19 protein-coding genes are annotated in these 22,085 nt (G+C 71.3%); 9 read left to right on the plus strand and 10 right to left on the minus strand.

The window, feature by feature from the left end:
* Positions 1 to 83: 83 nt before the first annotated feature.
* Positions 84 to 1,826, minus strand: coding sequence for a tannase/feruloyl esterase family alpha/beta hydrolase (locus SMIR_RS24315; protein ID WP_249938469.1), 1,743 nt, complete (start codon positions 1,824 to 1,826; stop codon positions 84 to 86).
* A gap of 556 nt (positions 1,827 to 2,382) precedes the next feature.
* Between SMIR_RS24315 and SMIR_RS24320 the strand changes: the two genes are divergently transcribed.
* Together SMIR_RS24320 and SMIR_RS24325 are read left to right on the plus strand one after the other, a co-directional pair.
* Positions 2,383 to 2,730, plus strand: coding sequence for a GntR family transcriptional regulator (locus SMIR_RS24320; protein WP_075029217.1), 348 nt, complete (start codon positions 2,383 to 2,385; stop codon positions 2,728 to 2,730).
* Positions 2,727 to 3,707: a DUF1648 domain-containing protein gene (locus tag SMIR_RS24325; protein ID WP_212727382.1), complete on the plus strand. Its 981-nt coding sequence runs from the start codon at positions 2,727 to 2,729 to the stop codon at positions 3,705 to 3,707. The genes SMIR_RS24320 and SMIR_RS24325 overlap by 4 nt, the downstream gene beginning before the upstream one ends.
* A 211-nt stretch (positions 3,708 to 3,918) precedes the next feature.
* Here SMIR_RS24325 and SMIR_RS24330 read toward each other — a convergent pair whose 3' ends face one another.
* The 4 genes from SMIR_RS24330 to SMIR_RS24345 are packed head-to-tail and all read right to left on the minus strand — an operon-like array spanning position 3,919 to position 9,633.
* Positions 3,919 to 5,079 carry an acyl-CoA dehydrogenase family protein gene (locus tag SMIR_RS24330; protein ID WP_168501044.1) on the minus strand — a complete coding sequence of 387 codons (1,161 nt, stop codon included), beginning with the start codon at positions 5,077 to 5,079 and terminating at the stop codon, positions 3,919 to 3,921.
* Between the two features lie 11 nt (positions 5,080 to 5,090).
* The gene (locus tag SMIR_RS24335) at positions 5,091 to 6,047 is read right to left on the minus strand and encodes a hydroxymethylglutaryl-CoA lyase (protein ID WP_168491817.1); all 957 of its coding nucleotides are present in this window, start codon (positions 6,045 to 6,047) and stop codon (positions 5,091 to 5,093) included.
* Positions 6,044 to 8,002, minus strand: coding sequence for an acetyl-CoA carboxylase biotin carboxylase subunit (locus SMIR_RS24340; RefSeq protein WP_168491815.1), 1,959 nt, complete (start codon positions 8,000 to 8,002; stop codon positions 6,044 to 6,046). The genes SMIR_RS24335 and SMIR_RS24340 overlap by 4 nt, the downstream gene beginning before the upstream one ends.
* Positions 8,003 to 8,016: 14 nt before the next feature.
* The gene (locus tag SMIR_RS24345) at positions 8,017 to 9,633 is read right to left on the minus strand and encodes a carboxyl transferase domain-containing protein (protein ID WP_075029220.1); all 1,617 of its coding nucleotides are present in this window, start codon (positions 9,631 to 9,633) and stop codon (positions 8,017 to 8,019) included.
* A 98-nt stretch (positions 9,634 to 9,731) separates the two neighbouring features.
* On the opposite strand from SMIR_RS24345, the gene SMIR_RS24350 reads away from it, so the two are divergent.
* The 6 genes from SMIR_RS24350 to SMIR_RS24370 all read left to right on the plus strand — a co-directional run bounded on the left by SMIR_RS24350 (position 9,732) and on the right by SMIR_RS24370 (position 14,113).
* The gene (locus SMIR_RS24350) at positions 9,732 to 10,334 is read left to right on the plus strand and encodes an SACE_7040 family transcriptional regulator (protein WP_067380873.1); all 603 of its coding nucleotides are present in this window, start codon (positions 9,732 to 9,734) and stop codon (positions 10,332 to 10,334) included.
* A gap of 52 nt (positions 10,335 to 10,386) precedes the next feature.
* On the plus strand, positions 10,387 to 10,512 hold the full coding sequence (locus tag SMIR_RS44365; protein ID WP_282190310.1) for a hypothetical protein: 126 nt from the start codon (positions 10,387 to 10,389) through the stop codon (positions 10,510 to 10,512).
* A 60-nt stretch (positions 10,513 to 10,572) separates the two neighbouring features.
* Positions 10,573 to 10,728: a hypothetical protein gene (locus tag SMIR_RS24355; protein ID WP_168491811.1), complete on the plus strand. Its 156-nt coding sequence runs from the start codon at positions 10,573 to 10,575 to the stop codon at positions 10,726 to 10,728.
* A 259-nt stretch (positions 10,729 to 10,987) separates the two neighbouring features.
* Positions 10,988 to 12,145 (plus strand): acyl-CoA dehydrogenase family protein, encoded by a 1,158-nt coding sequence (locus SMIR_RS24360; protein ID WP_168491805.1) that lies wholly within the window; start codon positions 10,988 to 10,990, stop codon positions 12,143 to 12,145.
* Positions 12,146 to 12,191: 46 nt separating this feature from the next.
* Positions 12,192 to 13,064, plus strand: coding sequence for an acyl-CoA thioesterase II (tesB, locus tag SMIR_RS24365; RefSeq protein WP_101405049.1), 873 nt, complete (start codon positions 12,192 to 12,194; stop codon positions 13,062 to 13,064).
* 53 nt (positions 13,065 to 13,117) lie between these two features.
* Positions 13,118 to 14,113, plus strand: coding sequence for a cation diffusion facilitator family transporter (locus SMIR_RS24370; RefSeq protein WP_422664461.1), 996 nt, complete (start codon positions 13,118 to 13,120; stop codon positions 14,111 to 14,113).
* Between the two features lie 16 nt (positions 14,114 to 14,129).
* Here SMIR_RS24370 and SMIR_RS24375 read toward each other — a convergent pair whose 3' ends face one another.
* The 5 genes from SMIR_RS24375 to SMIR_RS24395 form a co-directional block, all read right to left on the minus strand.
* Positions 14,130 to 16,421 carry an FtsX-like permease family protein gene (locus SMIR_RS24375; protein ID WP_212727383.1) on the minus strand — a complete coding sequence of 764 codons (2,292 nt, stop codon included), beginning with the start codon at positions 16,419 to 16,421 and terminating at the stop codon, positions 14,130 to 14,132.
* A complete protein-coding gene (locus SMIR_RS24380) occupies positions 16,418 to 17,128 on the minus strand; it encodes an ABC transporter ATP-binding protein (RefSeq protein WP_229888821.1) in 711 nt (236 codons plus the stop codon). Before SMIR_RS24380 ends, SMIR_RS24375 begins: the two co-directional genes overlap by 4 nt.
* Before the next feature lie 94 nt (positions 17,129 to 17,222).
* Entirely contained in the window at positions 17,223 to 17,588 is a 366-nt protein-coding gene (locus SMIR_RS24385) for a hypothetical protein (RefSeq protein ID WP_075029295.1), read from the minus strand.
* A 307-nt stretch (positions 17,589 to 17,895) separates the two neighbouring features.
* Positions 17,896 to 18,684, minus strand: a complete 789-nt coding sequence (locus tag SMIR_RS24390) for a phosphatase (RefSeq protein ID WP_212727384.1) — start codon at positions 18,682 to 18,684, stop codon at positions 17,896 to 17,898.
* Positions 18,685 to 18,840: 156 nt separating this feature from the next.
* Entirely contained in the window at positions 18,841 to 20,382 is a 1,542-nt protein-coding gene (locus SMIR_RS24395) for a PucR family transcriptional regulator (protein WP_212727385.1), read from the minus strand.
* 221 nt (positions 20,383 to 20,603) lie between these two features.
* Between SMIR_RS24395 and SMIR_RS24400 the strand changes: the two genes are divergently transcribed.
* Positions 20,604 to 22,085 carry a sodium:solute symporter family protein gene (locus tag SMIR_RS24400; RefSeq protein WP_168491799.1) on the plus strand — a complete coding sequence of 494 codons (1,482 nt, stop codon included), beginning with the start codon at positions 20,604 to 20,606 and terminating at the stop codon, positions 22,083 to 22,085.

A 22,085-nucleotide genomic window follows, 5' to 3' on the forward strand; every position in this document is an offset into this window, starting at 1 on the left:
AGGTTAGCCTAACCTCACTACTTGTCCAGGGGGCGGGCGCTGTCCGCCCGAACCTGTGGGCCGCCCGTGTGCCGATCGGGCGGTCAGGCCTTGCCCTTGGACACCACCCACTTGCCGTGCACCCAGTTGCCGACGGTCTCGTAGCCGGTGCGGAAGGAACCGAGCCGGTTCAGCGTCAGGTTGGCCTCGACGGTGGACCTGACGGGCGTGTAACTGCCCGCGTCGTCCGCCGGGCCGCCCGTGGTGTTCTTGGCGACATAGGGGAAGGGATAGGCGGGGCGCGTGGCGGTGGTGTTCCCGCCGCTGTCCACGGACCTGGTCGTCAGACTGCTCGGGGCCTCGCCCTTGGTGACCCAGTCGGTCATCGCGGTCAGCGCGTCGAAGGTGTCCGGGCCCTGGCCGCCGCCGCAGTGCGCGACGCCGGGGAGCAGGAACAGCCTGGCGAAGCCTTCCGTGGCCGCGCCGCCACCCATGACCTTCTCAACCGCCTTGTAGTACGCCATGGTTCCGACCGCGGGGATGTGCTGGTCGCCCAGGCCGTGCCAGAGGATCAGCTTGCCGCCGGCCGCTTTGAAGGCCTTCAGGTCCGGGTCGGTCGCGTCGTACATGCCCTCGTTGGGCTGCATGACCTTCTTGTAGTAGGCCGCGGTGAACTTGACGTCCTTGTACGTCAGGGTCGGCTGCGGGCTGTCGAAGATCTGGTACCGGAGGGTCTCGCGGACGAAGCTGATGTCGCCGGAGGCTCCGGTGGCCGTGGCCGGCGTGATGATCCCGGCCCAGTTCAGCTCGGAGCCGCGCAACTGGTAACCCGGGTACAGCAGTTTGCCGTCCTCGTCGGTCGGTCCCGCGTAGATCCGGCGCAGGGTGGTGACCTGATCCGCGGTCAGGCAGTAGTCGTCGCTCGTGGAGGTCTGCCCGGCCTCGCACCGGATGGCCGCCGGATCCCAAGCACAGCTCAGCGGGTCGGCGATGATCCCGTCCGCGGGAGCGCCGCAGCCCTTGAGCACGGCCGCGTGGAGGTCCGCGAGGTCGGCGTTGGTGATCGTGGCCGGGCCGCCGCCGAGGTAGACGGACTGGGCGGTCCAGGCGTGCGAGAAGGTGTTCAGCGCGGTGAAGTTGTTGGCCGGGGCCCCGGCGATGATGCCGTCGAAGTCGGTCGGGTAGCGCTGGGCCTCGGTCAGGGCCTGGTGGCCGCCCTGCGAGCAGCCGTCGAAGTACGCGTGGGTGGCCGCCTGCCCGTAGTACCGCTCGATGACGGCCTTGGCCGCCTGGGCGAGCTGGTGGTCGGACTTGTAGCCGAAGTCGGCGCGCAGCGTCGGGTCGGCGGAGAACAGGCCGCCGCCCTGGTAGTGGCCCTCGTCGCTGGCGGCGACGGCGAAAGCGCCGCTGGTCAGCGGGACACAGCCGGCCGAGGCGGGGGCGCTGCTCACGTTCACGTTGCCGCAGAGGCCGCCGCAGCCGACCTGGAGGTAGTTGGCCTGCCAGCCGGTCTCGGGCAGCTTGATCTCGAAGTGGATCTGCGGGGCGATCACGCCCTTCACGTCACACGCCGCCCAGTTGCCCAGGGTGTTGCCGCCGGCGGCCAGTTCCGTGGCCGAGGTGACCTCGAAGGGCACGCCCGGGACGGCGGCGGCCAGGTCCAGTGAGGTGAGGCCGGCGCAGGACATGGCGGGCGCGATGCCGGAGGAGGTGGTGCTGGTCGTGGTGGCGACCTTGGCGGCGGAGGCTTGCGCGCCGTCGGTCGCGCCGGTCGCGCCGGTCGCGCCGGCCGCGAGTGCCACGCTCACGCCGGTCACGAGCGTGAGAGCGGTCGCGAGGGCGGCCATGAAGGTGGCTGACTTCCCCCGACACCATCTGGACAGCGTGGCCATACTCGGTCTCCATTCGCTGGGCGATCGACGGCTTGCACGGAACGTGCGGGGTCGTGCGGCGAGTACGCGGACGCAACGGTCGGCAGGCCGAGGGGACATCGCGGTGGGCCGCGCGGATCGGCTCGCGGCCGTGGCCTGTGGGTCGAGTGGGGGCACGGTGAAGCCCCCTGACGGCTGGTCACCTAGGCCCGCCGTCGACGGACCCCTCCCTCGCCTCCTTCCGCGACTCCGGCTTTGCAGAGGCGGTACGGCGAAGGAACGTAGTCCGGCGACCATTTTGGCGCAAGACCTGTCGACGAGATTGTCGACGATTTTGTCAGGGGTTCGCGGTGAGGTGGAGAGGACCTGCCTCGAATGGCAGGAAGAGGGGCACCGCAGAAGGGCGTGCATGTGCTCGCATGAACGGGTGCCCACAGCGGCGAAGGGGGCGAAGTGCGCGGCGGCGTGGCCGCATCGTTCGTCTCGAAGTGCGCCCCCACTTCAAGCAGTTGGTGCTATCTTCACTAGCACCATGCTGTTGAGGCTGAACACCGCGGACAGTCGCCCCCTGCACGAGCAGGTGGCCGGCGCGATCCGGCGCGCCATCGCCGAGGGCGAGTGCGGGCCGGGAGACCGCCTTCCCCCGGCCCGGGATCTTTCCCAGGCCCTGGATGTGAACGTCAACACGGTTCTACGGGGCCTTCGGGCGCTGCGCGACGAAGGGGTGTTGGAGTTCCGGCGGGGCCGGGGTGTGACGGTGGCCGACGGGGCGGACCAGCGCTCCGTCCTGCTGCACCGCGTACGCGACCTGGTGACCGACGCGGCGCACCGCGGCTACAGCAAGAACGACCTCATCGACATGATCAGGGGGATCTCGTGACCGAGCAGGGGCGCAAGAGCGGAGCGGTGTGGGGCGCCGTCGGCTGGGGCGTCGGCGTCCTGGCCCTGTTGGTGGCACTGCCGTTGGCCGCGAGCGGCCGGCTCCCGGACCGACTGGCGACCCACTGGGACGCCGGCTCGGGCAGGCCCGACGATTCCATGCCGCTCTGGGCCGCGGCACTCTTTCCCGCGCTGATCTGGGGTGTGCTGGCGTTCGTCGTCGTGCTGACGCTGCGTAGGGCAGGGGCCGGTCGCGACGCACCAGGGTGGGCGGCCGCGGGCCTCGGGTTCGTCGGCGTGACACTGCTCGGCGGGCAGGCATCGATCGTACGGGCGAATCTGGACCGCGCGGACTGGCACCAGGCGGGATCGGTGACGAGCGGGGTCGTGGGCACGCTCGTTGTGGCGGTCGCAGCGGGCGCGGCCAGTCTGCTGGCCACGCGCCGGGCGCCGGACGAGCCCCGGCCCGCGGCGGACGGCCCGACCCTGGACATTCCCGCCGGGCAGCGGGTCGTATGGCTCGCCCGCACGTCGAACTCCTGGCTCCATGCGCTCGCCGCCCTGACCGGGCTGCTCGCGATCACCGTCGTCGTGTCGGCGCTCGCGGGTCTGACGGGTCTTCCGTTCCTGCTGGGGGCAGCGCCGTTCGCATTCGCGTCCCTTCTGGTCCTCGGCTGCTCCTCGGTGCGGGCGCGAGTCGGCGAGCAAGGTCTGGACGTCGCCTTCGGTCCCTTCGGCTGGCCGGCACGACACTGGGCCGCCGAGGACATCGAGTCGGCACGCGTCGAGAACCGCACGCCCGCCCAGGTCGGCGGATGGGGCTACAGGCTGAGCGGACTGGGAACCACCGTGATGCTGCGCGGTGGCGAGTGCCTGGTCATCCGCCCTTCAAGGGGCAGGGAATTCGCTGTGAGTGTCGACGACGCCGAACGCGGAGCCGCCCTCCTGAACTCCTTGAGCGCCCGGCACGCAAGGTGAGGAACGGGCGCGGACTCGTGGGGCGGCGGGTCGCTCGGCGACGACCTCCTGGGGCGGGCGCCGGGAAGCTGCTGTGGTTCGAGGTGGGCGGAGACGGGGCGGCGGCTCGGCAATCCATCGTCACTGTCGGCGTATGAACGCCTCGCCGGTCTGCCGGCATGGCTTCCCGGCGAGGGCGTTCGTGTCACCGGGCCTCGGCACGGGCCGGCGCTCAGCCCGTCAGCCCCAGCTCCCTCGCGATCAGCATCCGCTGTACCTCGCTCGTGCCCTCGCCGATCTCCAGGATCTTGGAGTCGCGCCACATGCGGGCCACCGGGTACTCGTTCATGAAGCCGTAGCCGCCGTGGACCTGGGTGGCGTCGCGCGCGTTGTCGACGGCGATGGTGGAGGAGTAGAGCTTGGCGACCGCCGCCTCCTTCTTGAAGGGCTCGCCCGCGACGAGGCGGGACGCGGCGTCGCGCCAGCCGACGCGGGCCATGTGGGCCTTCATCTCCATGTCGGCGATCTTGAACTGGATGGCCTGGTTCGCGCCGATCGGGCGTCCGAACGCGTGCCGCTCCTTGGCGTACTTCACCGACTCGTCGACACAGCCCTGTGCGAGGCCGGTCGCCAGGGCCGCGATGGCGATGCGGCCCTCGTCCAGGATGCGCAGGAACTGGGCGTAGCCGCGGCCCTCCTCGCCGAGCAGGTTCGCGGCCGGGACGCGGACGTCGGCGAAGGACAGCTCACGGGTGTCGGAGGCGTTCCAGCCGACCTTCGAGTACGGGGCGGCGACCGTGAAGCCGGGGGTGCCGGACGGGACGATGATCGCGGAGATGAGTGGCTTGCCGCCGGGCCCCCGGCCGGTGACCGCGGTGACCGTGACCAGGCCCGTGATGTCCGTGCCCGAGTTGGTGATGAAGCACTTGCTGCCGTTGATCACCCATTCGTTCGTCGACTCGTCGAGACGGGCCGTCGTACGCGTCGCGCCCGCGTCCGAGCCGCCGTCCGGCTCCGTCAGGCCGAAGGCGCCGAGGATCTCGCCGGAGCAGAGGCGGGGGAGCCACTCCCGCTTCTGGGCCTCCGTGCCGAAGAGGTGGATCGGCATCGCGCCGAGCGAGACGCCGGCCTCCAGGGTGATGGCGACGGAGGAGTCGACGCGGGCGAGCTCCTCCAGGGCGATCCCGAGGGCGAGGTAGTCGCCACCCATGCCGCCGTACTCCTCGGGGAAGGGCAGTCCGAACAGGCCCATGCGGCCCATCTCCCGCACGATCTCGTACGGGAACTCGTGCCGCTCGTAGAAGTCGCCGATCTTCGGGGCCACGACGTCGTGTGCGAACTCCTCGACCGTGCGGCGGAGTTCTTCGAGTTCGGGGGAGAGGCGGTGGTCCAGGGACATGGGGATCATTCCTTGTGGGAGAGGGCTTTGACCGTGCGGGACGGGCTGGGTCGGCCCAGTCGCTCGGCCATCCACACGCTGGTGGCGGTGAGGCGGGCGAGGTCGACACCGGTGTCGATGCCGAGGCCCTGGAGCATCCATACGAGGTCTTCGGTGGCGAGGTTGCCGGTGGCGGACTTGGCGTAGGGGCAGCCGCCGAGGCCTCCCGCGGAGGCGTCGACGGTGGTGACGCCGTGCTGGAGGGCGGCCAGGGTGTTGGCGAGCGCCTGGCCGTAGGTGTCGTGGAAGTGCACGCCGAGCGCGCTGGTCGGCACGCCCTCCTCGTTCAGCTCGGCGAGGAGGGTCTGCACATGGTTCGGCGTCGCCACGCCGATCGTGTCGCCGAGGCTCAGCTCGTCGCAGCCCATGTCCATCAAGGCCTTGCAGACGCGTACGACCTGGTGGATGGGGACTGGCCCCTCCCAGGGGTCGCCGAAACACATCGAGATATAGCTGCGGACATGTACCTTGTCCGCCTTGGCCCGGGACACCACCGGCTCGAACATGGCCAGGGACTCGTCGACGGTCCGGTTGAGGTTCGCCTTCGCGAAGGACTCCGTCGCGCTGGCGAACAGGGCGACATGGCGGGCGCCGAGGGCCAGCGCCCGGTCCAGACCCCGTTCGTTGGGCACGAGAACCGGGAGGTGCACCCCCGAAGACTTGCCCAGGTCGCTCACGAGCGGGAACAACTGCTCCGCGTCCGCCAGCTGGGGCACCCACTTGGGGTGGACGAAGCTGGTGGCCTCGATGGTGGTCAGGCCCGAGTCCGCGAGGCGCCGGACGAACTCGGCCTTCACCTCCGTCGGCACGGTCGCCTTCTCGTTCTGCAGCCCGTCGCGCGCGCCGACCTCGTAGATCCGCACCCTTGCGGGCAGGTCCGGGGCCGGTACGACCATGGGGAGGCCGAGTTCGGGGGTGCTCATGTCGTCTCCTCGTACGGTGTCGTCTCCTCGTACGGCGTGATCACGGCCAGCACCTGGTCCATGGCGACCGTGGTGCCCGGAGTGACGTCCAGCTCGCTGACTGTCCCGGCGTGCGGGGCGGAGACGACGTGCTCCATCTTCATCGCCTCGACCACCAACAGGCTCTGTCCCGCGATCACCTCGTCGCCCACGGCCACCTTCACGACGGTCACCGTGCCGGGCATGGGCGCGGTGAGCGAGTCCATCCCGGCGTGTGCCGCGCCGGTGAGGGAGGCGGCCACCGGGTCGTGGTCGCGCACATGCCAGGCGTCACCCTCGCGGCCGATCCAGTCGCCGGCGCGGTGGAAGGTGTGGCGTACGCCGTCGAGGGTGACGGAGACCTGGCCGGGGGTGACGGTGCTCGTGCCTCGCGGACGGTGAGCGACGGGTTCGAGTCCCGGCGCGCGCAGGTGGAACACCACGGGTGCGGGTTCGCCGCCGAGGCGCCAACCGCTTGGCACCGAGAAGGGGTCGGTCCAGCCGCCCTCCGCCGGAGCCAGCGACGACAGCCGTACCGCGGCAGCGGCGTCGTACACCTCCTCCGGTACGTCACCGCAGCCGGAGAGCAGCCCTTCCGCCTCCCGCTCCACCAACCCGGTGTCCAGGTCCCCCGCCACCACCGCCGGATGGGCCAGCAGCCGGCGCAGGAACCCGGCGTTGGTCTGCACGCCGAGCGTGACCGTCTCCGCGAGGGCGGCGCGCAGCTTCCGCAGCGCGGTCGCGCGGTCGGGCCCGTACGCGATCACCTTGGACAGCATCGGGTCGTAGAGCGAACCGACCTCCGTGCCCTCGCTCAGCCCCGAGTCGGTGCGCACGCCGTCACCCTGGGGTTCGTGCAGGGCGAGGACCGTGCCGCCGGACGGCAGGAAGCCGCGTGCGGGGTCCTCGGCGCAGATGCGTGCCTCCACCGCGTGCCCGGTGAGGGTGATGTCCTCCTGCCCGTAGGGCAGTCGCTCGCCCGCGGCGACCCGCAGCTGCCACTCCACCAGGTCGAGCCCCGTGACCAGTTCGGTGACCGGGTGCTCCACCTGGAGGCGGGTGTTCATCTCCATGAAGTAGTACGACGACGGGTCGGAGCCGGGGACGATGAACTCGACCGTGCCCGCGCCCTCGTACCCGCAGGAGCGGGCCGCCTGGACCGCCGCCTCGCCCATCGCGGCGCGGGTGCCGGCGTCGAGGAGCACGCTCGGCGCCTCTTCGATGATCTTCTGGTGGCGGCGCTGGAGGGAGCACTCGCGCTCGCCCAGGTGGACGACGTTGCCGTGGCCGTCGGCGAGGACCTGGATCTCGATGTGCCGGGGGCGGTCGACCCAGCGCTCGACGAGGAGGGTGTCGTCGCCGAAGGAGGCGCGGGCCTCGCGGCGGGCGGCGGCGATCTCGTCGCCCAGCGCCGATGCGTCCCGCACCAGCCGCATGCCCTTGCCGCCACCGCCCGCCGACGGCTTGAGCAGCACGGGCATGCCGATCTCCCGTGCGGCCTCGCCGAGTTCCGCGTCCGTGAGCCCACTGCCGGACGAGCCGGGAACGACCGGGACGCCGGCCGCCTTCACCGTCTCCTTGGCGCGGATCTTGTCGCCCATCAGCGCGATCGCGTCCGCGGGCGGGCCGATGAAGACGAGCCCGGCCTCGGCGCACGCGCGCGCGAACGAGGCGTTCTCGGCGAGGAAGCCGTACCCGGGGTGCACCGCCTGGGCCCCGGTGCGAGCGGCGGCTTCGAGGAGCCGCTCCACCGACAGATAGCTCTCGGCGGCCGGCGCCGGACCGATCCGTACCGCCGTGTCCGCCTCGCGCACATGCCGGGCGACGGCGTCCGCGTCGGAGAAGACGGCGACCGAGCGGACGCCGAGCGCGCGCAGGGTGCGGATGACGCGTACGGCGATCTCGCCCCGGTTGGCCACAAGCACTGTGTCGAACATCTCGGGCACCCTCATCACATCCGGAAGACGCCGAACTGGGGGTCACCCAGTGGCGCGTTGGCGCAGGCGGTCAGTGCGAGCCCCAGCACCTGCCGGGTCTCCAGCGGGTCGATCACGCCGTCGTCCCAGAGGCGGGCCGTCGCGTAGTAGGCGCTGCCCTGCCGCTCGTACTGGGCGCGGATCGGGGCCTTGAAGGCGTCCTCGTCCTCGGCGGGCCAGGAGTCCCCCCGTGCCTCCAGCTGGTCGCGCTTGACGGTCGCGAGGACGGACGCGGCCTGCTCGCCGCCCATCACGGAGATCTTGGCGCCGGGCCACATCCACAGGAAGCGCGGCGAGTACGCCCGGCCGCACATCGAGTAGTTGCCCGCGCCGTACGAACCGCCGATCACCACGGTCAGCTTGGGCACGCGGGTGCAGGCGACGGCCGTGACCATCTTGGCGCCGTGCTTGGCGATGCCACCGGCCTCGTACTGGCGCCCCACCATGAAGCCCGAGATGTTCTGCAGGAACACCAGGGGGATGCCGCGCTGGTCGCACAGCTCGATGAAGTGGGCGCCCTTCTGGGCGGACTCGGAGAACAGGATGCCGTTGTTGGCGACGATCCCGACCGGATGTCCGTGGATGCGCGCGAAGCCGGTGACCAGGGTCTGTCCGAACTCCGCCTTGAACTCGGCGAAGCGCGAGCCGTCCACCACGCGCGCGATGACCTCGCGTACGTCGTAGGGGGTGCGGGAGTCGACGGGCACCGCGCCGTACAGCCCGTACGGATCCACCTTGGGCTCGACGGACTGCTCGACCGCCCAGGGGAGGGGTCCGCGCGCGGGGAGTGTGGCCGCGATGTTCCGTACGATCCGCAGCGCGTGCGCGTCGTCCTCCGCGAGGTGGTCGGTGACGCCCGACACACGCGCGTGGACCTCGCCGCCGCCCAGCTCCTCGGCGGTGACGACCTCGCCGGTGGCGGCCTTCACCAAGGGGGGCCCGCCGAGGAAGATCGTGCCCTGATTGCGCACGATCACGGCCTCGTCGCTCATCGCCGGGACATACGCGCCGCCGGCCGTGCACGAGCCGAGGACCGCGGCGATCTGCGGGATGCCCGCCCCCGACATCCGTGCCTGGTTGTAGAAGATCCGCCCGAAGTGCTCGCGGTCCGGGAAGACCTCGTCCTGCATGGGCAGGAAGGCGCCTCCGGAGTCGACGAGATAGACACAGGGGAGGCGGTTCTCGAGCGCCACCTCTTGTGCCCGCAGGTGCTTCTTCACGGTCATCGGGTAGTACGTGCCGCCCTTGACGGTGGCGTCGTTGGCGACGATCACGCACTCGCGACCGCTGACCCTGCCGATCCCGGCGATCACCCCCGCGGCCGGAGCCTGCCCGTCGTACATCCCGTGGGCGGCCAGCGGGGCCAGCTCGAGGAAGGGCGAGCCCGGGTCGAGGAGTGTGTCCACGCGCTCGCGCGGGAGCAGTTTCCCGCGCGCGGTGTGGCGCTCCCGGGCCCGCTCACCGCCGCCGAGGCGCGCCTCGGCGAGCTTGGCGCGCAGCTCCTCGCCGAGGGCGCGATGGGCCGCCTCGTTGGCCCGCCAGGCCTCCGACGCGGGATCTGCCGCGCTCGTCAGCTCCGGTGCTTCGTGCATGTCCCGCGGTCCCCTCACCAGTGGTCCACCAGTTAATGAGCGTTAACGCATGTCGTCCAGGTTAACGACCGCTAACCTCCCTGTCTAGAATTGCTTCCATGGCCACGAGAACCGACGCCCCCACCCGACGCGAGCAGATCCTCAAGGAGGCTGCCCGGCTCTTCGCCGAGCGCGGCTTCCACGGCGTCGGGGTGGACGAGATAGGAGCGGCGGTCGGCATCAGCGGCCCCGGTCTGTACCGGCACTTCGCGGGCAAGGACGCGATGCTCGCCGAGCTGCTGGTGGGGATCAGCGGGCAGCTGCTCACCGGCGGCAAGCGCCGGGTGGCGGAGGCCGACGGGGGCGCGGAGGCGGTCCTCGACTCGCTCGTCGAGGGGCACATCGACTTCGCGCTCGACGACCGTCCCCTGATCACCCTGCACGACCGCGAGCTGGACCGCCTGCGCGACAGCGACCGCAAGCTCGTACGGCAGTTGCAGCGGCAGTACGTCGAGCTGTGGGTGGAGGTCGTGCGCGAGGTGTATCCGGCCCTCACCGAACCCACCGCCCGCTCGGCGGTGCACTCGGTCTTCGGCCTTCTGAACTCGACACCCCACCTCGGGCGGCCCGGGGCGCTGCCGGGGCGCGGCGTGACGGCGGCCCTGCTGCACCGGATGGCGCGGGGCGCCTTCGCGGCGGCCGCCGGGGACGCCGTTCTTTGATTCGGGTTTTTTTGCGAGCGGCGGTTCTGTCCCCTGCGCCATGATGGCGACCATGAACGGACACACGGCCACGGACGGACGTACGGCCATGGACGGACCCGCTTCCGACTGGGTGACCCTCTTCCGCTTCGAGAACGTTCCCGGCCGCCCGCGGCCGGGGCGGCTGATGGCGGTTTGACTGCGTGACCGGGGCATCGACTGGGACCCCTTCGCCGGGCGTGATGTCCGGATCGACCTCATGTGCGGGGTCCGGTCGGACGGCCACTGGCACGGCACCGTCGTCGTCCGCGTGCGCGCCGACACCCTGCGCCGGCTCGGCCTCCATCCCGATCAGCCGACTTCGGCACCGGCCGACCCGCTGCCGCCCAAGTGGTGGGGTCCTTGGGCGCGTTGATCCGTGATTCGTGATCGTGGGACAGGCTGACGACCTTCGCGCGTTCTCGCCCGGCCGGGCCGGCCGGGCTGGAGCGGGCGTGACGAGCGTCATGGGGGAGGGCGGCCGATGACTCTGGACGGTCGTCGTGACCGACGGGTAACCTGAGTGCTGAGCAAGCGCTTAGCCAAGGGGTCGCGGCCATCCATTGAGCAACCCCGACGGCGAGCAACCACATCCGCGAGAGCGGCGCCGGTTCAGGCGCAGAGAGGGGCCGGCGGTGCGCCGTACGGTGTTCAACGAGGATCACGAGGCGTTCCGGGAGACCCTGCGGGCCTTCATAGAGGCCGAGGTCGTTCCCGTCTACGACGAGTGGTTCGCCGCGGGCCAGGCGCCGCGCGACTTCTACTACAAGCTCGCCGAGCTCGGTATCTTCGGCATCCGTGTCGACGAGGAGCACGGCGGCGCCGGCATCGACTCGTACAAGTTCGAAGCCGTGATGTACGAGGAGACGGCCCGCGCGGGCGTCCAGTTCGGCGGCTCCGGTGTGCACGTGCTGCTCGGCCTGCCGTACATCAAGATGCTCGCCACCGACGAGCAGAAGAAGCGGTTCCTGCCGAAGTTCGTCTCCGCCGAGGAGATGTGGGCCCTCGCGATGACCGAGCCGGGCACCGGCTCCGACCTCGCGGGCATGAAGACCACCGCGAAGCTCTCCGAGGACGGCACGCACTACGTCCTCAACGGCGCCAAGACCTTCATCACCGGTGGCGTGCACGCCGACCGCGTCATCGTCTGCGCCCGCACCTCCGCGCCGACCGCCGAGGACCGCCGCTTCGGCATCTCCCTCTTCGCCGTCGACACCAAGTCCGAGGGCTACTCCGTCGGCCGCAAGCTCGACAAGCTCGGCCTGAAGACCTCCGACACCGCCGAGCTGGCGTTCGTCGACGTGAAGGTCCCGGTCGAGGACCTGCTCGGCGAGGAGAACAAGGGCTTCTACTACCTCGGCCACAACCTCGCCTCCGAGCGCTGGGGCATCGCCTTCGGCGCCTACGCGCAGGCCAAGGCGGCCGTCCGGTTCGCCAAGGAGTACGTGAAGGAGCGCACCGTCTTCGGCAAGCCGGTCGCGCACTTCCAGAACACCAAGTTCGAGCTGGCCGCCTGCCAGGCCGAGGTGGACGCCGCCGAGGCCGTCGTCGACCGCGCGCTCGAAGCCCTCGACGCGGGTGAGCTCACCCCCGCCGAGGCCGCCAGCGCCAAGCTGTTCTGCACCGAGGTCGCGCACCGCGTCATCGACCGCTGCCTCCAGCTGCACGGCGGCTACGGCTTCATGAACGAGTACCCGATCGCCCGCCTGTACGCGGACAACCGCGTCAACCGCATCTACGGCGGCACCAGCGAGATCATGAAGTCGATCATCGCCAAGGACATGGGCCTGTAAGGCCCGCGAAAGATCACCGGAAACAACTGCACGGTACAACTGACGCATGAGTCAGGCACTTGAGTCCCTGCTCGATCTGCTCGACCTCGAGCGGATCGAGCAGGACATCTTCCGCGGCCAGTCCCGCTCCGCCGTCGTCCCGCGCGTCTTCGGCGGGCAGGTGGCGGCGCAGGCACTGGTGGCCGCCGGGCGCACGGTCCCCGAGGACCGGCACGCGCACTCCCTGCACGCGTACTTCCTGCGTGCGGGGGACCCCGGCGCGCCCATCGTGTACACGGTGGACCGCATCCGCGACGGGCGCTCCTTCACCACCCGCCGCGTCGTCGCCATCCAGCACGGACAGCCGATCTTCCACCTCTCCGCGTCCTTCCAGACGTACGAGGAGGGCATGGAGCACCAGGCCGAGATGCCGTCCGCGCCCGACCCCGAGACGCTGCCCACGGCCGCCGAACTGCTGCCGCTGTACGCCGATGTCATCAAGGACCCCCTCGTCGTCGAACGGCTCCTCGAAGCGCGTGAGTCCGTCGACCTGCGTTACGTCGACGCGCCTCCGTACGGCACGGTCGGCGAGACCCGCGAACCGCACTCCCAGGTGTGGTTCCGCACGAACGGCAAGCTGTCCGACGATCCCCTCCTGCACGTCGTCCTCGCCACCTATGTCTCCGACATGACGCTCCTCGACTCGATCCTGCTCGCGCACGGGCGCGGTGGCTGGGTGACCGGGGACGTCGTCGGGGCCTCGCTGGACCACGCGATGTGGTTCCACCGGCCTTTCCGCGCCGACGAATGGCTGCTGTACGACCAGGAGTCGCCGTCCGCCTCCGGAGGCCGCGGCCTCGGCCAGGCCCGCATCTACACCCAGGACGGACGGCTGGCCATTTCGGTGATCCAGGAGGGTGTGGTCCGTATCCCCCGGTAGGGCGGGGCCTGCCCGGTAGGACTGACGGGGGGCCCACCCGGTAAGACTGGGGCATGGCCATGACTGAAGCGGGAGCCGGACAGCAGGACGACGACGGCGGCGGGGGCGGCGAGAGCACCTTCACCGTGATCGTCGCCGCCCTCGCCAATCTGGGGATCGCGGTGGCCAAGGCGGTCGCGGGCGTCATCAGCGGATCGAGCGCGATGCTGTCCGAGGCCGCGCACTCGGTGGCCGACACGGTCACCGAGGTGCTGCTGCTCACCGCGCTGAAGCGCAGCGAGAAACCGGCCGACGAGGACCACCCGCTCGGCTACGGCCCGGAACGTTACATCTGGGCGATGCTCGCCGCCGTCGCCACTTTCGTCGGCGGCGCGGTGTTCTCCCTCTACGACGGCATTCACACCCTCGTCGCGGGCGAGGAGCCGGGCGACCCCCTCGTCTCGTACATCGTGCTCGCGGTCGCCTTCCTGCTGGAGAGCTTCTCCCTGCGCACCGGCGTACGCCAGGCGCGCGGGGAGGCGGAGCGTATGGGGGCGCCCTTCAAGCGCTACCTCCGGTACACCCCGGACACCGCCGTGAAGGCCGTGGTCCTGGAGGACTCGGCAGCGCTGATCGGCCTCGTCCTCGCGGCGGGCGGCCTGCTCGGCGGACAGCTCACCGGCTCCGGCGTCTGGGACGGCATCGCGTCTCTCTGCATCGGTCTCCTGCTGCTGTACGTCGCCTGGGTCCTCGGCCGCTCCAACGCCGAGCTGCTGATCGGCCGCCCCCTCCCCAAGCCGATGCGGGAGCGGATCCGGGCCGAACTGCTCGCCGTGGAGCACGTGGAGGCCGTACTGGAGCTCACGACCCTCGTGCAGGGGCCGCGCGAGGCGCTGGTCGCTGCCAAGGTCGACTTCAGGGACGTCTCCACCGCCGCCCAGATCGAATGGGCCTGTGAACAGGCGGAGGCCCGACTGCGGGAGGCGTTCCCCGTGGTGAGCCGGGTGTACCTCGACCCGACACCGGGGTACGCCCAGCGCCGCCACGAGGGACTGAACCCCTGGCCGTGAGGGCGACCCGGGGTGCTCAGTCGCGGCGGATCAGCTCCGGGTTCACTCGGCGGCCGACCAGTGGGAGCGTGCCGAGCGCGGCCACCGCCACCGCGCCCACGGCGACGAGAGCGAGCGGCGCGAGGCCGGCGCCGTCCCAGAACACCGCACCGCCGCCGGTGACGAGATAACTGGACTCGGCGAGCTTGCCCGCCACGAGGGCCAGGGCCAGGCCGATGCCCAGCGGCAGCACGACCTGGGCGCACTGCACGGCTCGCAGGGTTCTCGCACGGGCCCCGATCAGGGAGAGCGCGGTGATGTGCGCGCGGCGCTCCACGGCCCGGTCCGTCACGGAGACCAGGAACGCCGCGATGCCGATGGCCAGACCCATGACCATGCCGAGTGCCAGCAGCGTTTCGATGACGGCGATCTGCTGCAGCCCGTCGATGTTGACGCCGATCGGGTTGACGTCGGCGGTCGGCGCCACGGCTCCGATGCCGTCCAGCACGCGGCGGACGGTGTCCGGCTGCGAATCGCTGGTCAGCACGTACTGCGCCGAGGCCGGGCGCGCGTCGGCGGGCAGCGCGGACGGCGGGACGAGGACGGCGGCACCTCCGACCGCCGAGGGGTCGTACGCGCGATAGGCGATCGCGGCGGACGGCAGGGTGATCGACAAGGTCTTCTGCCGGCCACCCTGCTGGAAGCGGTAGGGGAAGGTGGCCCCGGCGCGCACGCCCGGGTCCGCGGCCGTATCGGGATCGGTGAGCCGCAGCACCCGTCCGTCCACACAGCCCTCTGAGTGCCGTACCAGCTCCGTCAGTTGGGCGCAGGTGGCGACGAGGGCGGTCGCCCGTGACTGGACGGCGGAGCCGGAGTAGCGCGGGTCGGTCCAGGAGTCCATCGTCAGCGCGTGCGCGCGGACACCCTGCACCGAGGCGAGGTCGTGCTGCTGGCGGTCGGTGAGGCCGGACAGTGCGATCGAGTAGTCCTGCGCGGGGCTGTCCGGCCGGGTGACCTGGTTCTCCTCGATCAGGATGCCCTGGGCGAGGGAGGCGGCGTACACGAGCAGGACGAGGCCGGTGACGACCCGCATGGTGCTGCCGGGCTCCACCTCGTTGCGGCGCATCGCCAGGTTCAGGGTCAGGGAGCGGGTCCGGTCGGCGAGACCCCGGGCGAGGGCGTACGTGAGGAGCGGCAGGGTCAGTACGAGGCCGCCGCCGGTCAGCAGGACGCCCGCCGGGACGAGCAGCGCGGAGGGGCCGTCGCTGGAGGCCGGGTGGGCGGTGAGGCCGGTCACGCTGTAGCCGCTGACGATGCCCAGGCCGGTGACGAGCAGCAGGCCGCCCCACTTCGACGGGGGGCGCGGGACGGCGGTTCGGCGTGCGGCCAGCGGGTTGGCGGCCGCGGTGCGCGCGCTCGCCCGGCCGACGAACCAGGCGAGCGCCGGGCAGCCGAGCAGGCAGATGGCGATCGTGGACGCGGACAGGGCGCCGTCCGCCGGGTACCACTTCAGGTCGGGCAGCCCGGTCCTGGACATCACCTGGTTGAGGACCCAGTACTCGCCGAGCCCGAGCAGCGCGCCGAACAGGGCCGCCACGACGGTCTCCGCGGCGTTCACACGCTGGGTGCCCTTGGCGCTCAGGCCCAGCAGCCGCAGGGCGGCGAGACGCCGGGTGCGGCTGGCGGCGGAGAGCCGGGCGCAGACGGAGAGGAAGACGCCCAGGGGGAGCAGGACCAGGGTGGCGAGGGCGAAGCGGAGGATGGTGAGGGTGGAGGGGTCGACGGCGGGGGTCGGCGCGTAGCCGAGGTCGAAGCCGGTCAACGACCGCCCCTTGTGGGCCAGTTCGGCGCGGGTGGTGCCGACGTACGCGTACAGCTCGTCGGGGTCGGTGAGGCCCGCGCCGCCGATCAGGCCTCTCTCGGTGCCCGGGAGCAGACCTTTGAGGGCGGGTTCGGCACGCAGCAGATCGTGGACCCGTGGGGAGACGAACACCTCGCCGGGGGCGGGGAGCCGGGGCAGCCCGGGAGGAGCCTCTGCCGTCGTGTCCTTCCCGGTGCCGGGAGCGACGAAGATGCGGGTGAACGCCTTGGAGCCGTGCGGGTCCGAGCGTTCCAGGACGAGGGGCGCGCTCGGCGTGCGGGCGGCGGAGGTCCGCAGGGCCCGGGCGGCGGCCCGTCCGTCGTGGGCATCGAGGATCGCCGGGATGGTGAGGACCAGGGCCAGGCAGCACACGCCGAGGGAGCCGCCGGCCGCCATCAGCAGAAAACGTACGCGGTTGCCGCGACCGGCGCCGAGCAGCAGCCGCAGTCCGAGCAGGAACTCCCTCACGCCGCGCTCCGGGGGGTGAGGACGCCGTCGGACATCGTGTAGTGGCTGTCGGCCTGCGCCGCGACCGCGGGGTCGTGCGTCACCAGGACGACCGCGGTGCCCTGGGAGCGGGCCAGGTCGAGGAACTCCTTGAGGACGGCGGAGGCGTTGGCGCTGTCCAGGGAGCCGGTCGGCTCGTCCGCGAAGACGACGGCGGGGCGGTGGACCAGGGCCCGCGCGACGGCGACGCGCTGGCTCTGGCCGCCGGAGACCTGCGAGGGGCGGCGGCCGCGCAGCTCGCCGAGCCCGAGCCGTTCGAGGACGGCGCCCGCGGCGGCGAGGGCGGGCTGCTTGCGCTGCCCGGCGAGGCGCAGCGGCAGGGCGGTGTTCTCCTCGATGGTCAGCTCCGGCAGCAACTCGCCGTACTGGAAGACGAATCCGAAGCGTTCGCGGCGCAGTGCGCTGATCTCTTCGTCGCCGAGGTCACCGAGCGACCGTCCTTCGAAACGCACCTGCCCGCGCTGGGCGGGAAGCACCCCGGCCAGGCAGTACAGGAGTGAGGACTTGCCGGAACCGCTCTGTCCGGTGACGGCGGCGACTTCGCCGGGGGCGACGGAGAAGTGGGCGTCCCGGACGGCCAGTTGATTGCCGTAGGAGAGGTCGACTCCCGTGGCGGAGAGGATCGCTGACGTACTGAGGATCTCTGACGTACTGATGGCTTCCCCCAAGAAGCGATCGGGCCCAGGTGTGCAACCTGGGCCCGGGTCAAGCGAGTTCGCTGCCTGGCCCGGCAGTGCCTGGTCTACCTGGCCAGTGCCGGGTCTACCGGCTGTAGTGCTTGGTCACGGAGCAGTTGTCCGGGTGCAGGGAGCCCCGGTCCCGGCACACGCGTATGTATGCGTCCTGCGTGTACAGCTCGTCACCGCTCCAGTTGACGTAGTCGAGCGGAACGGACTTCTTCTGGGTGCCGTTGTAGCGGTTCCAGTCGTAGCCCTCGATCCGCACCTGCATGTAGACGTTGTGGCCGTCGCCGTTGTCGGCGTCCTTGAGGTTGCCCTTCCACTCGAAGCCACCGTGCTTCGTGCCCGAGGGCCAGAAGGTGTACTGGCCGGAGTTGAACTCCGCGCCACCGGTGGTGAGCCTGGGGATGGTGTGCCACGAGGCGGCGATCGCGGATCCTGCCCCCATGGCGAAAAGGCCCGCTGCGAGGGCGCCTACTGCCAGCTTCCGCACTGTGTTCTCCCGTTTTTGTGTTCTGTTGTGAGCCCTGGCTGGTCAGGTCAGGGGCCTGGTGGCCCGGGTGGTCATGCCAAGGCCGCGGCGAAACGTAGCAACGGTGAACCGACGGGTGTGGGCGGGGAGTTGGTGTTCTGTCACCTCTGTGACGTTTTGGGGTACGGGGTATTTACGATGATCTTGCCGTCGCTTGGCGATCGTTTGCCGATTTATTGCCGCTTATTTGACCCGGGCGTGATCTCCGGGTGCTCGGAACGGCTCAGATCAGACCGGCGGAAGCCAGCAGATACGCCGTCAGCGGGTCGTAGAACCGCGGGCTTGTGACGTGGTCGTCGAGGGGGACCGTCACCTGGAGCGTGCCCTCGGACTCGGCGAGGAAGAGGGCCGGGTCGTTGCAGTCGGCGTAGCCGACGGAGTCGATGCCGAGCTGGCCCGCGCAGCCGGCCCAGCCGTGGTCCGCGACGACCAGGTCGGGCAGGGGGCGGCCCGCACCCTCCAGGCCCTTGAGGATCGCGCGCATCGGCTCGCCCGAGTGGGTGTGCCACAGCGTGGCCCCGTGCTCCAGCACCGCCACGTCCGCGAACTGCATGACGTACCCCTCGTCCGTCTGCAGCCCGTCCGGAATGACGACGATCTCGCAGCCGGCGCCGCGCAGCGCGGCGGCGGTGGCGCGGTGCACGTCGAGCAGGCCGCCGGGGTGGCCGGTCGCGAACAGCACCCGCTGCTCACCGTCCGCCGCCTTGCGCAGCCGCGCCGCCATCCGGTCCAGGGCGTCGACGGTCAGCTCGGGGTCGATGGTGTCCTGGCCGTAGCGGTACTCCGGGTCGTCGTTCACACCGCACCGCTCCGCCATCACGGCGAGCACGTCCTGCTCGTCGGTCCAGCGGTCGCCGAGTTCCAGGCCGAGCCAGAAGTTGCGGTCGCCGTTGGCGAGCTTGCGGTAGTGGGAGAGGTTGTTCTCGCGCGGCGTGGCGACGTCGCCCGCGATACGGGTCGTCACGAGATGGTCGACGAGCTCAGTGCGGCTGGGGGTCCCGGATATCGGCATGCCACCCATTGTGCCGGGGCGCTCCGCCGGGAGAGGGGTTGTCCTGAACCGTGGGATGTGGGTCACTCGGCGTGACGTGGCTGCTGTTGTTTCCCGCCCACCCGCCCGACTCGGCACGTTGAGAGGCGAGGGTCGAGGGGTGTGTTTCCCGGGTTCTCAGGTTTCCCTCAGCGCGAACCACAACTCCATCCGTACGTCCGCGTCGTCGAGGTCCGCCTCCAGCAACGCCGCACACCGTGCGATGCGTTGGCGGACGGTGTTGCGGTGGACGGAGAGGGCGACGGCCGTGCGGTCCCAACTGCCGTGCAGGGACAGCCAGGTGCGAAGGGTCTCGGTGAGGGCCGGGGTGGCGGCGATGGGGGCGAGGAGGGCGCGCGCGTGGGCCTGGGCGTCGGCGGGGGGCACGAGGTCCGCCAGGGCGGGGCGCTCACCGTGGCGGACGAGGGGTGTGCGGGTCGCCCGGGCGCGGGCCAGGGCGCGGGCCGCCTGCCCGTCGGCGGACGCCCACTCGTGAGGGCCGACCGCCGCGCTGACCCCGCAGATCCAGCCCTCCTGCGCGGTCGGCTCGCGGTCACCGGGGACGAGGACGCGTACGACACCCCCGCCGGTGTCGATGAGCGCGGAGCCCAGCGCCGCCCCCAGCGCGGACGCGGCGAGGGCGTCCGGCGCCGGGCCGTCCGCCGCGGGGCGGGCGTGCACGACGGTCCACCGGTCCTCGCCGAGCAGCGGGGCCACGTCCTCGGGCACGGCACCCAGCAGGAGTCGTACGAGCGCCGCCGAGCGCGCCGCGCCGCTCCCGCTCTGCTGCTCCCCGGTGAGGAGGGAGAGGAGGACGGCCGCGACGGAGGCGATGGTGTGGTCCCCGGGGTCCCGGCGCGGCGCCGCGACCCCGAGGACGAAGCCCTGCCCGCCGCCGAGGGCGTACGCGGCGAGGTGGGTGCCGCCCACGGTGTCGGTGGCGGAGGAGGGGGTGGGAGGCGGGGTGGGGGCGGAGGGGGGAGTGGAGGCGGGGGTGGGGCCCTGGGGGCCCGCGGTCTGGGTTCCCCCAGGGCGTACGACGGCGGCCAGGGTGCCGAGGGCGGTCACGGGGCCCGCCTCCGGCGATCTCCCCGCGCGGGCCAGCTCCGCGCCGTCCGGGCCGTACAGCACCGCCCAGCCGCTCACCCGCTGGGCCAGCTGCCGCAGCACCGCCGCCACCGGGTCCGGGCGCGCCGCGGCGGCCGCCAGGCTCTGCTGGGCCTCGGTGACGCGTCGCAGTTCCGCCAGCCGGGCCTGGGCCATCAGCTGCCACACCGCGCGGGCCACGCCCGAGAAGGTGGTCTGGGGCGGGACCTCCAGCAGGGGCAGGCCGTAGGTGTCGCAGGCCGCGACCAGGGCGCGCGGGACCGTGTCGTGCACCGGCGCCAGGCCGAAGCCGAGCGCCGCGCCGCCCGCCGCCACGATCCGGGAGACGTAGTCGTCGAAGTAGGTGCCCGAGCCCGCCGCCTCCGGGATGTGCACCCCGGCGGTCAGCAGCAGCTCACCGCCCAGCAGATACGGGTACGGGTCCGCCATCTCCGACGTGTGCGCCCAGTGGATCACCGTGTCCGGGTCGATGGGGCCCGCGATGTGGCGCAGGCCGAGGTCCTCCCGGGCCAGGAGGGCGGACAGCGGGATCGGTGGGGTGGGTGGGACTGGTGTGGCGGATGTGTCCGGCATGGTGGACGTTCTCTCCATCCGGCTCGGCTGCAATGGATGAAACGTACACTTCAGAGTCATCTTCCGGCCACCTAAGGTCAGTGCCGTCGGCAGCCGCGGGTACGGGCGTATGTCCCCGCGATCAGCTGTCGGACTCCCGGCCGGGTATCGCTCGCCCGGCCCGCGTCCCCACGTCCATCTGCACGACACGCCACCGATGAGTGCGCGAAGGAGGGCCCCCTATGGCCGTCGACTACACAGTGATCGTCGTCTATCTGGCCGGCATGCTGGCCATGGGCTGGTGGGGCATGCGCCGCGCCAAGTCGAAGAGTGAGTTCCTGGTGGCCGGGCGGCGCCTTGGCCCCGCGATGTACTCCGGGACCATGGCCGCGATCGTCCTCGGCGGCGCGTCCACCATCGGCGGCGTCGGGCTCGGATACCAGTACGGGCTCTCCGGCGCCTGGATGGTGTTCGCCATCGGCCTCGGGCTCCTCGCGCTCTCCGTCTTCTTCTCCGCCCGCATCGCCCGCCTGAAGGTCTACACCGTCTCCGAGATGCTCGACCTCCGCTACGGCGGCCGGGCCGGTGTCATCTCCGGTGTCGTCATGTGGGCGTACACCCTGATGCTCGCGGTCACCTCGACCATCGCGTACGCCACCATCTTCGACGTCCTCTTCGACATGAACCGGACGCTGGCGATCATCATCGGCGGCTCGATCGTCGTCGCGTACTCCACGCTCGGCGGCATGTGGTCGATCACCCTCACCGACATGGTGCAGTTCGTCGTGAAGACCGTCGGCGTGCTGCTGCTCCTGCTCCCCATCGCGGTGATCAAGGCCGGTGGGTTCAGCGAGATGAAGGCCAAGCTGCCCACGGAGTACTTCGACCCGCTGGGCATCGGCGGCGAGACGATCTTCACCTACGTGCTGATCTACACGTTCGGCATGCTCATCGGCCAGGACATCTGGCAGCGCGTGTTCACCGCCGGCAGCGACAAGACCGCCAAGTGGGGCGGCACCGTCGCCGGCACCTACTGCCTGGTGTACGCCCTCGCCGGCGCCGTCATCGGCACGGCGGCCAAGGTGCTCTACCCGACGTTGCCCAGCACCGACACCGCCTTCGCGACCATCGTCAAGGACGAGCTTCCGGTCGGCGTACGGGGCCTGGTGCTCGCCGCCGCCCTCGCCGCCGTGATGTCCACGTCCTCCGGCGCCCTCATCGCCTGCGCCACCGTCGCCAACAACGACATCTGGTCCAAGCTGCGCGGGGCCGTACGGCGCGACGGCGGGGTGCGTGACGGCGAGGCGCACGACGAGGTCAAGGGGAACCGGCTCTTCATCCTCGTCATGGGCGTCGCCGTGATCTGTACCGCCATCGCCCTCAACAACGTCGTCGAGGCGCTGACCGTCGCGTACAACCTCCTCGTCGGCGGTCTGCTCGTCCCGATCCTCGGCGGGCTGCTGTGGAAGCGCGGGACCGTGCACGGCGCGCTCGCCTCCGTCGTCGTCGGCGGGCTCGCGGTCGTCGGGCTGATGGCGACATACGGCATCCTTGCGAACGAGCCCGTCTACTACGGGCTGCTGTCCTCGCTGGCCGCGTACGTGATCGTCTCCCTGGCCACACCCGCGACCGACCCGGCGGTCCTGGCCGCCTGGCGCGAGCGGCTGGCCGGGCGCGGCGCGGATGCCGAGGCCGAGGCCGAGCCGGCGGCCGTGGTCGCCTAG

It is taken from the genome of Streptomyces mirabilis (assembly GCF_018310535.1).
In the GTDB taxonomy this organism is placed as follows: domain Bacteria; phylum Actinomycetota; class Actinomycetes; order Streptomycetales; family Streptomycetaceae; genus Streptomyces.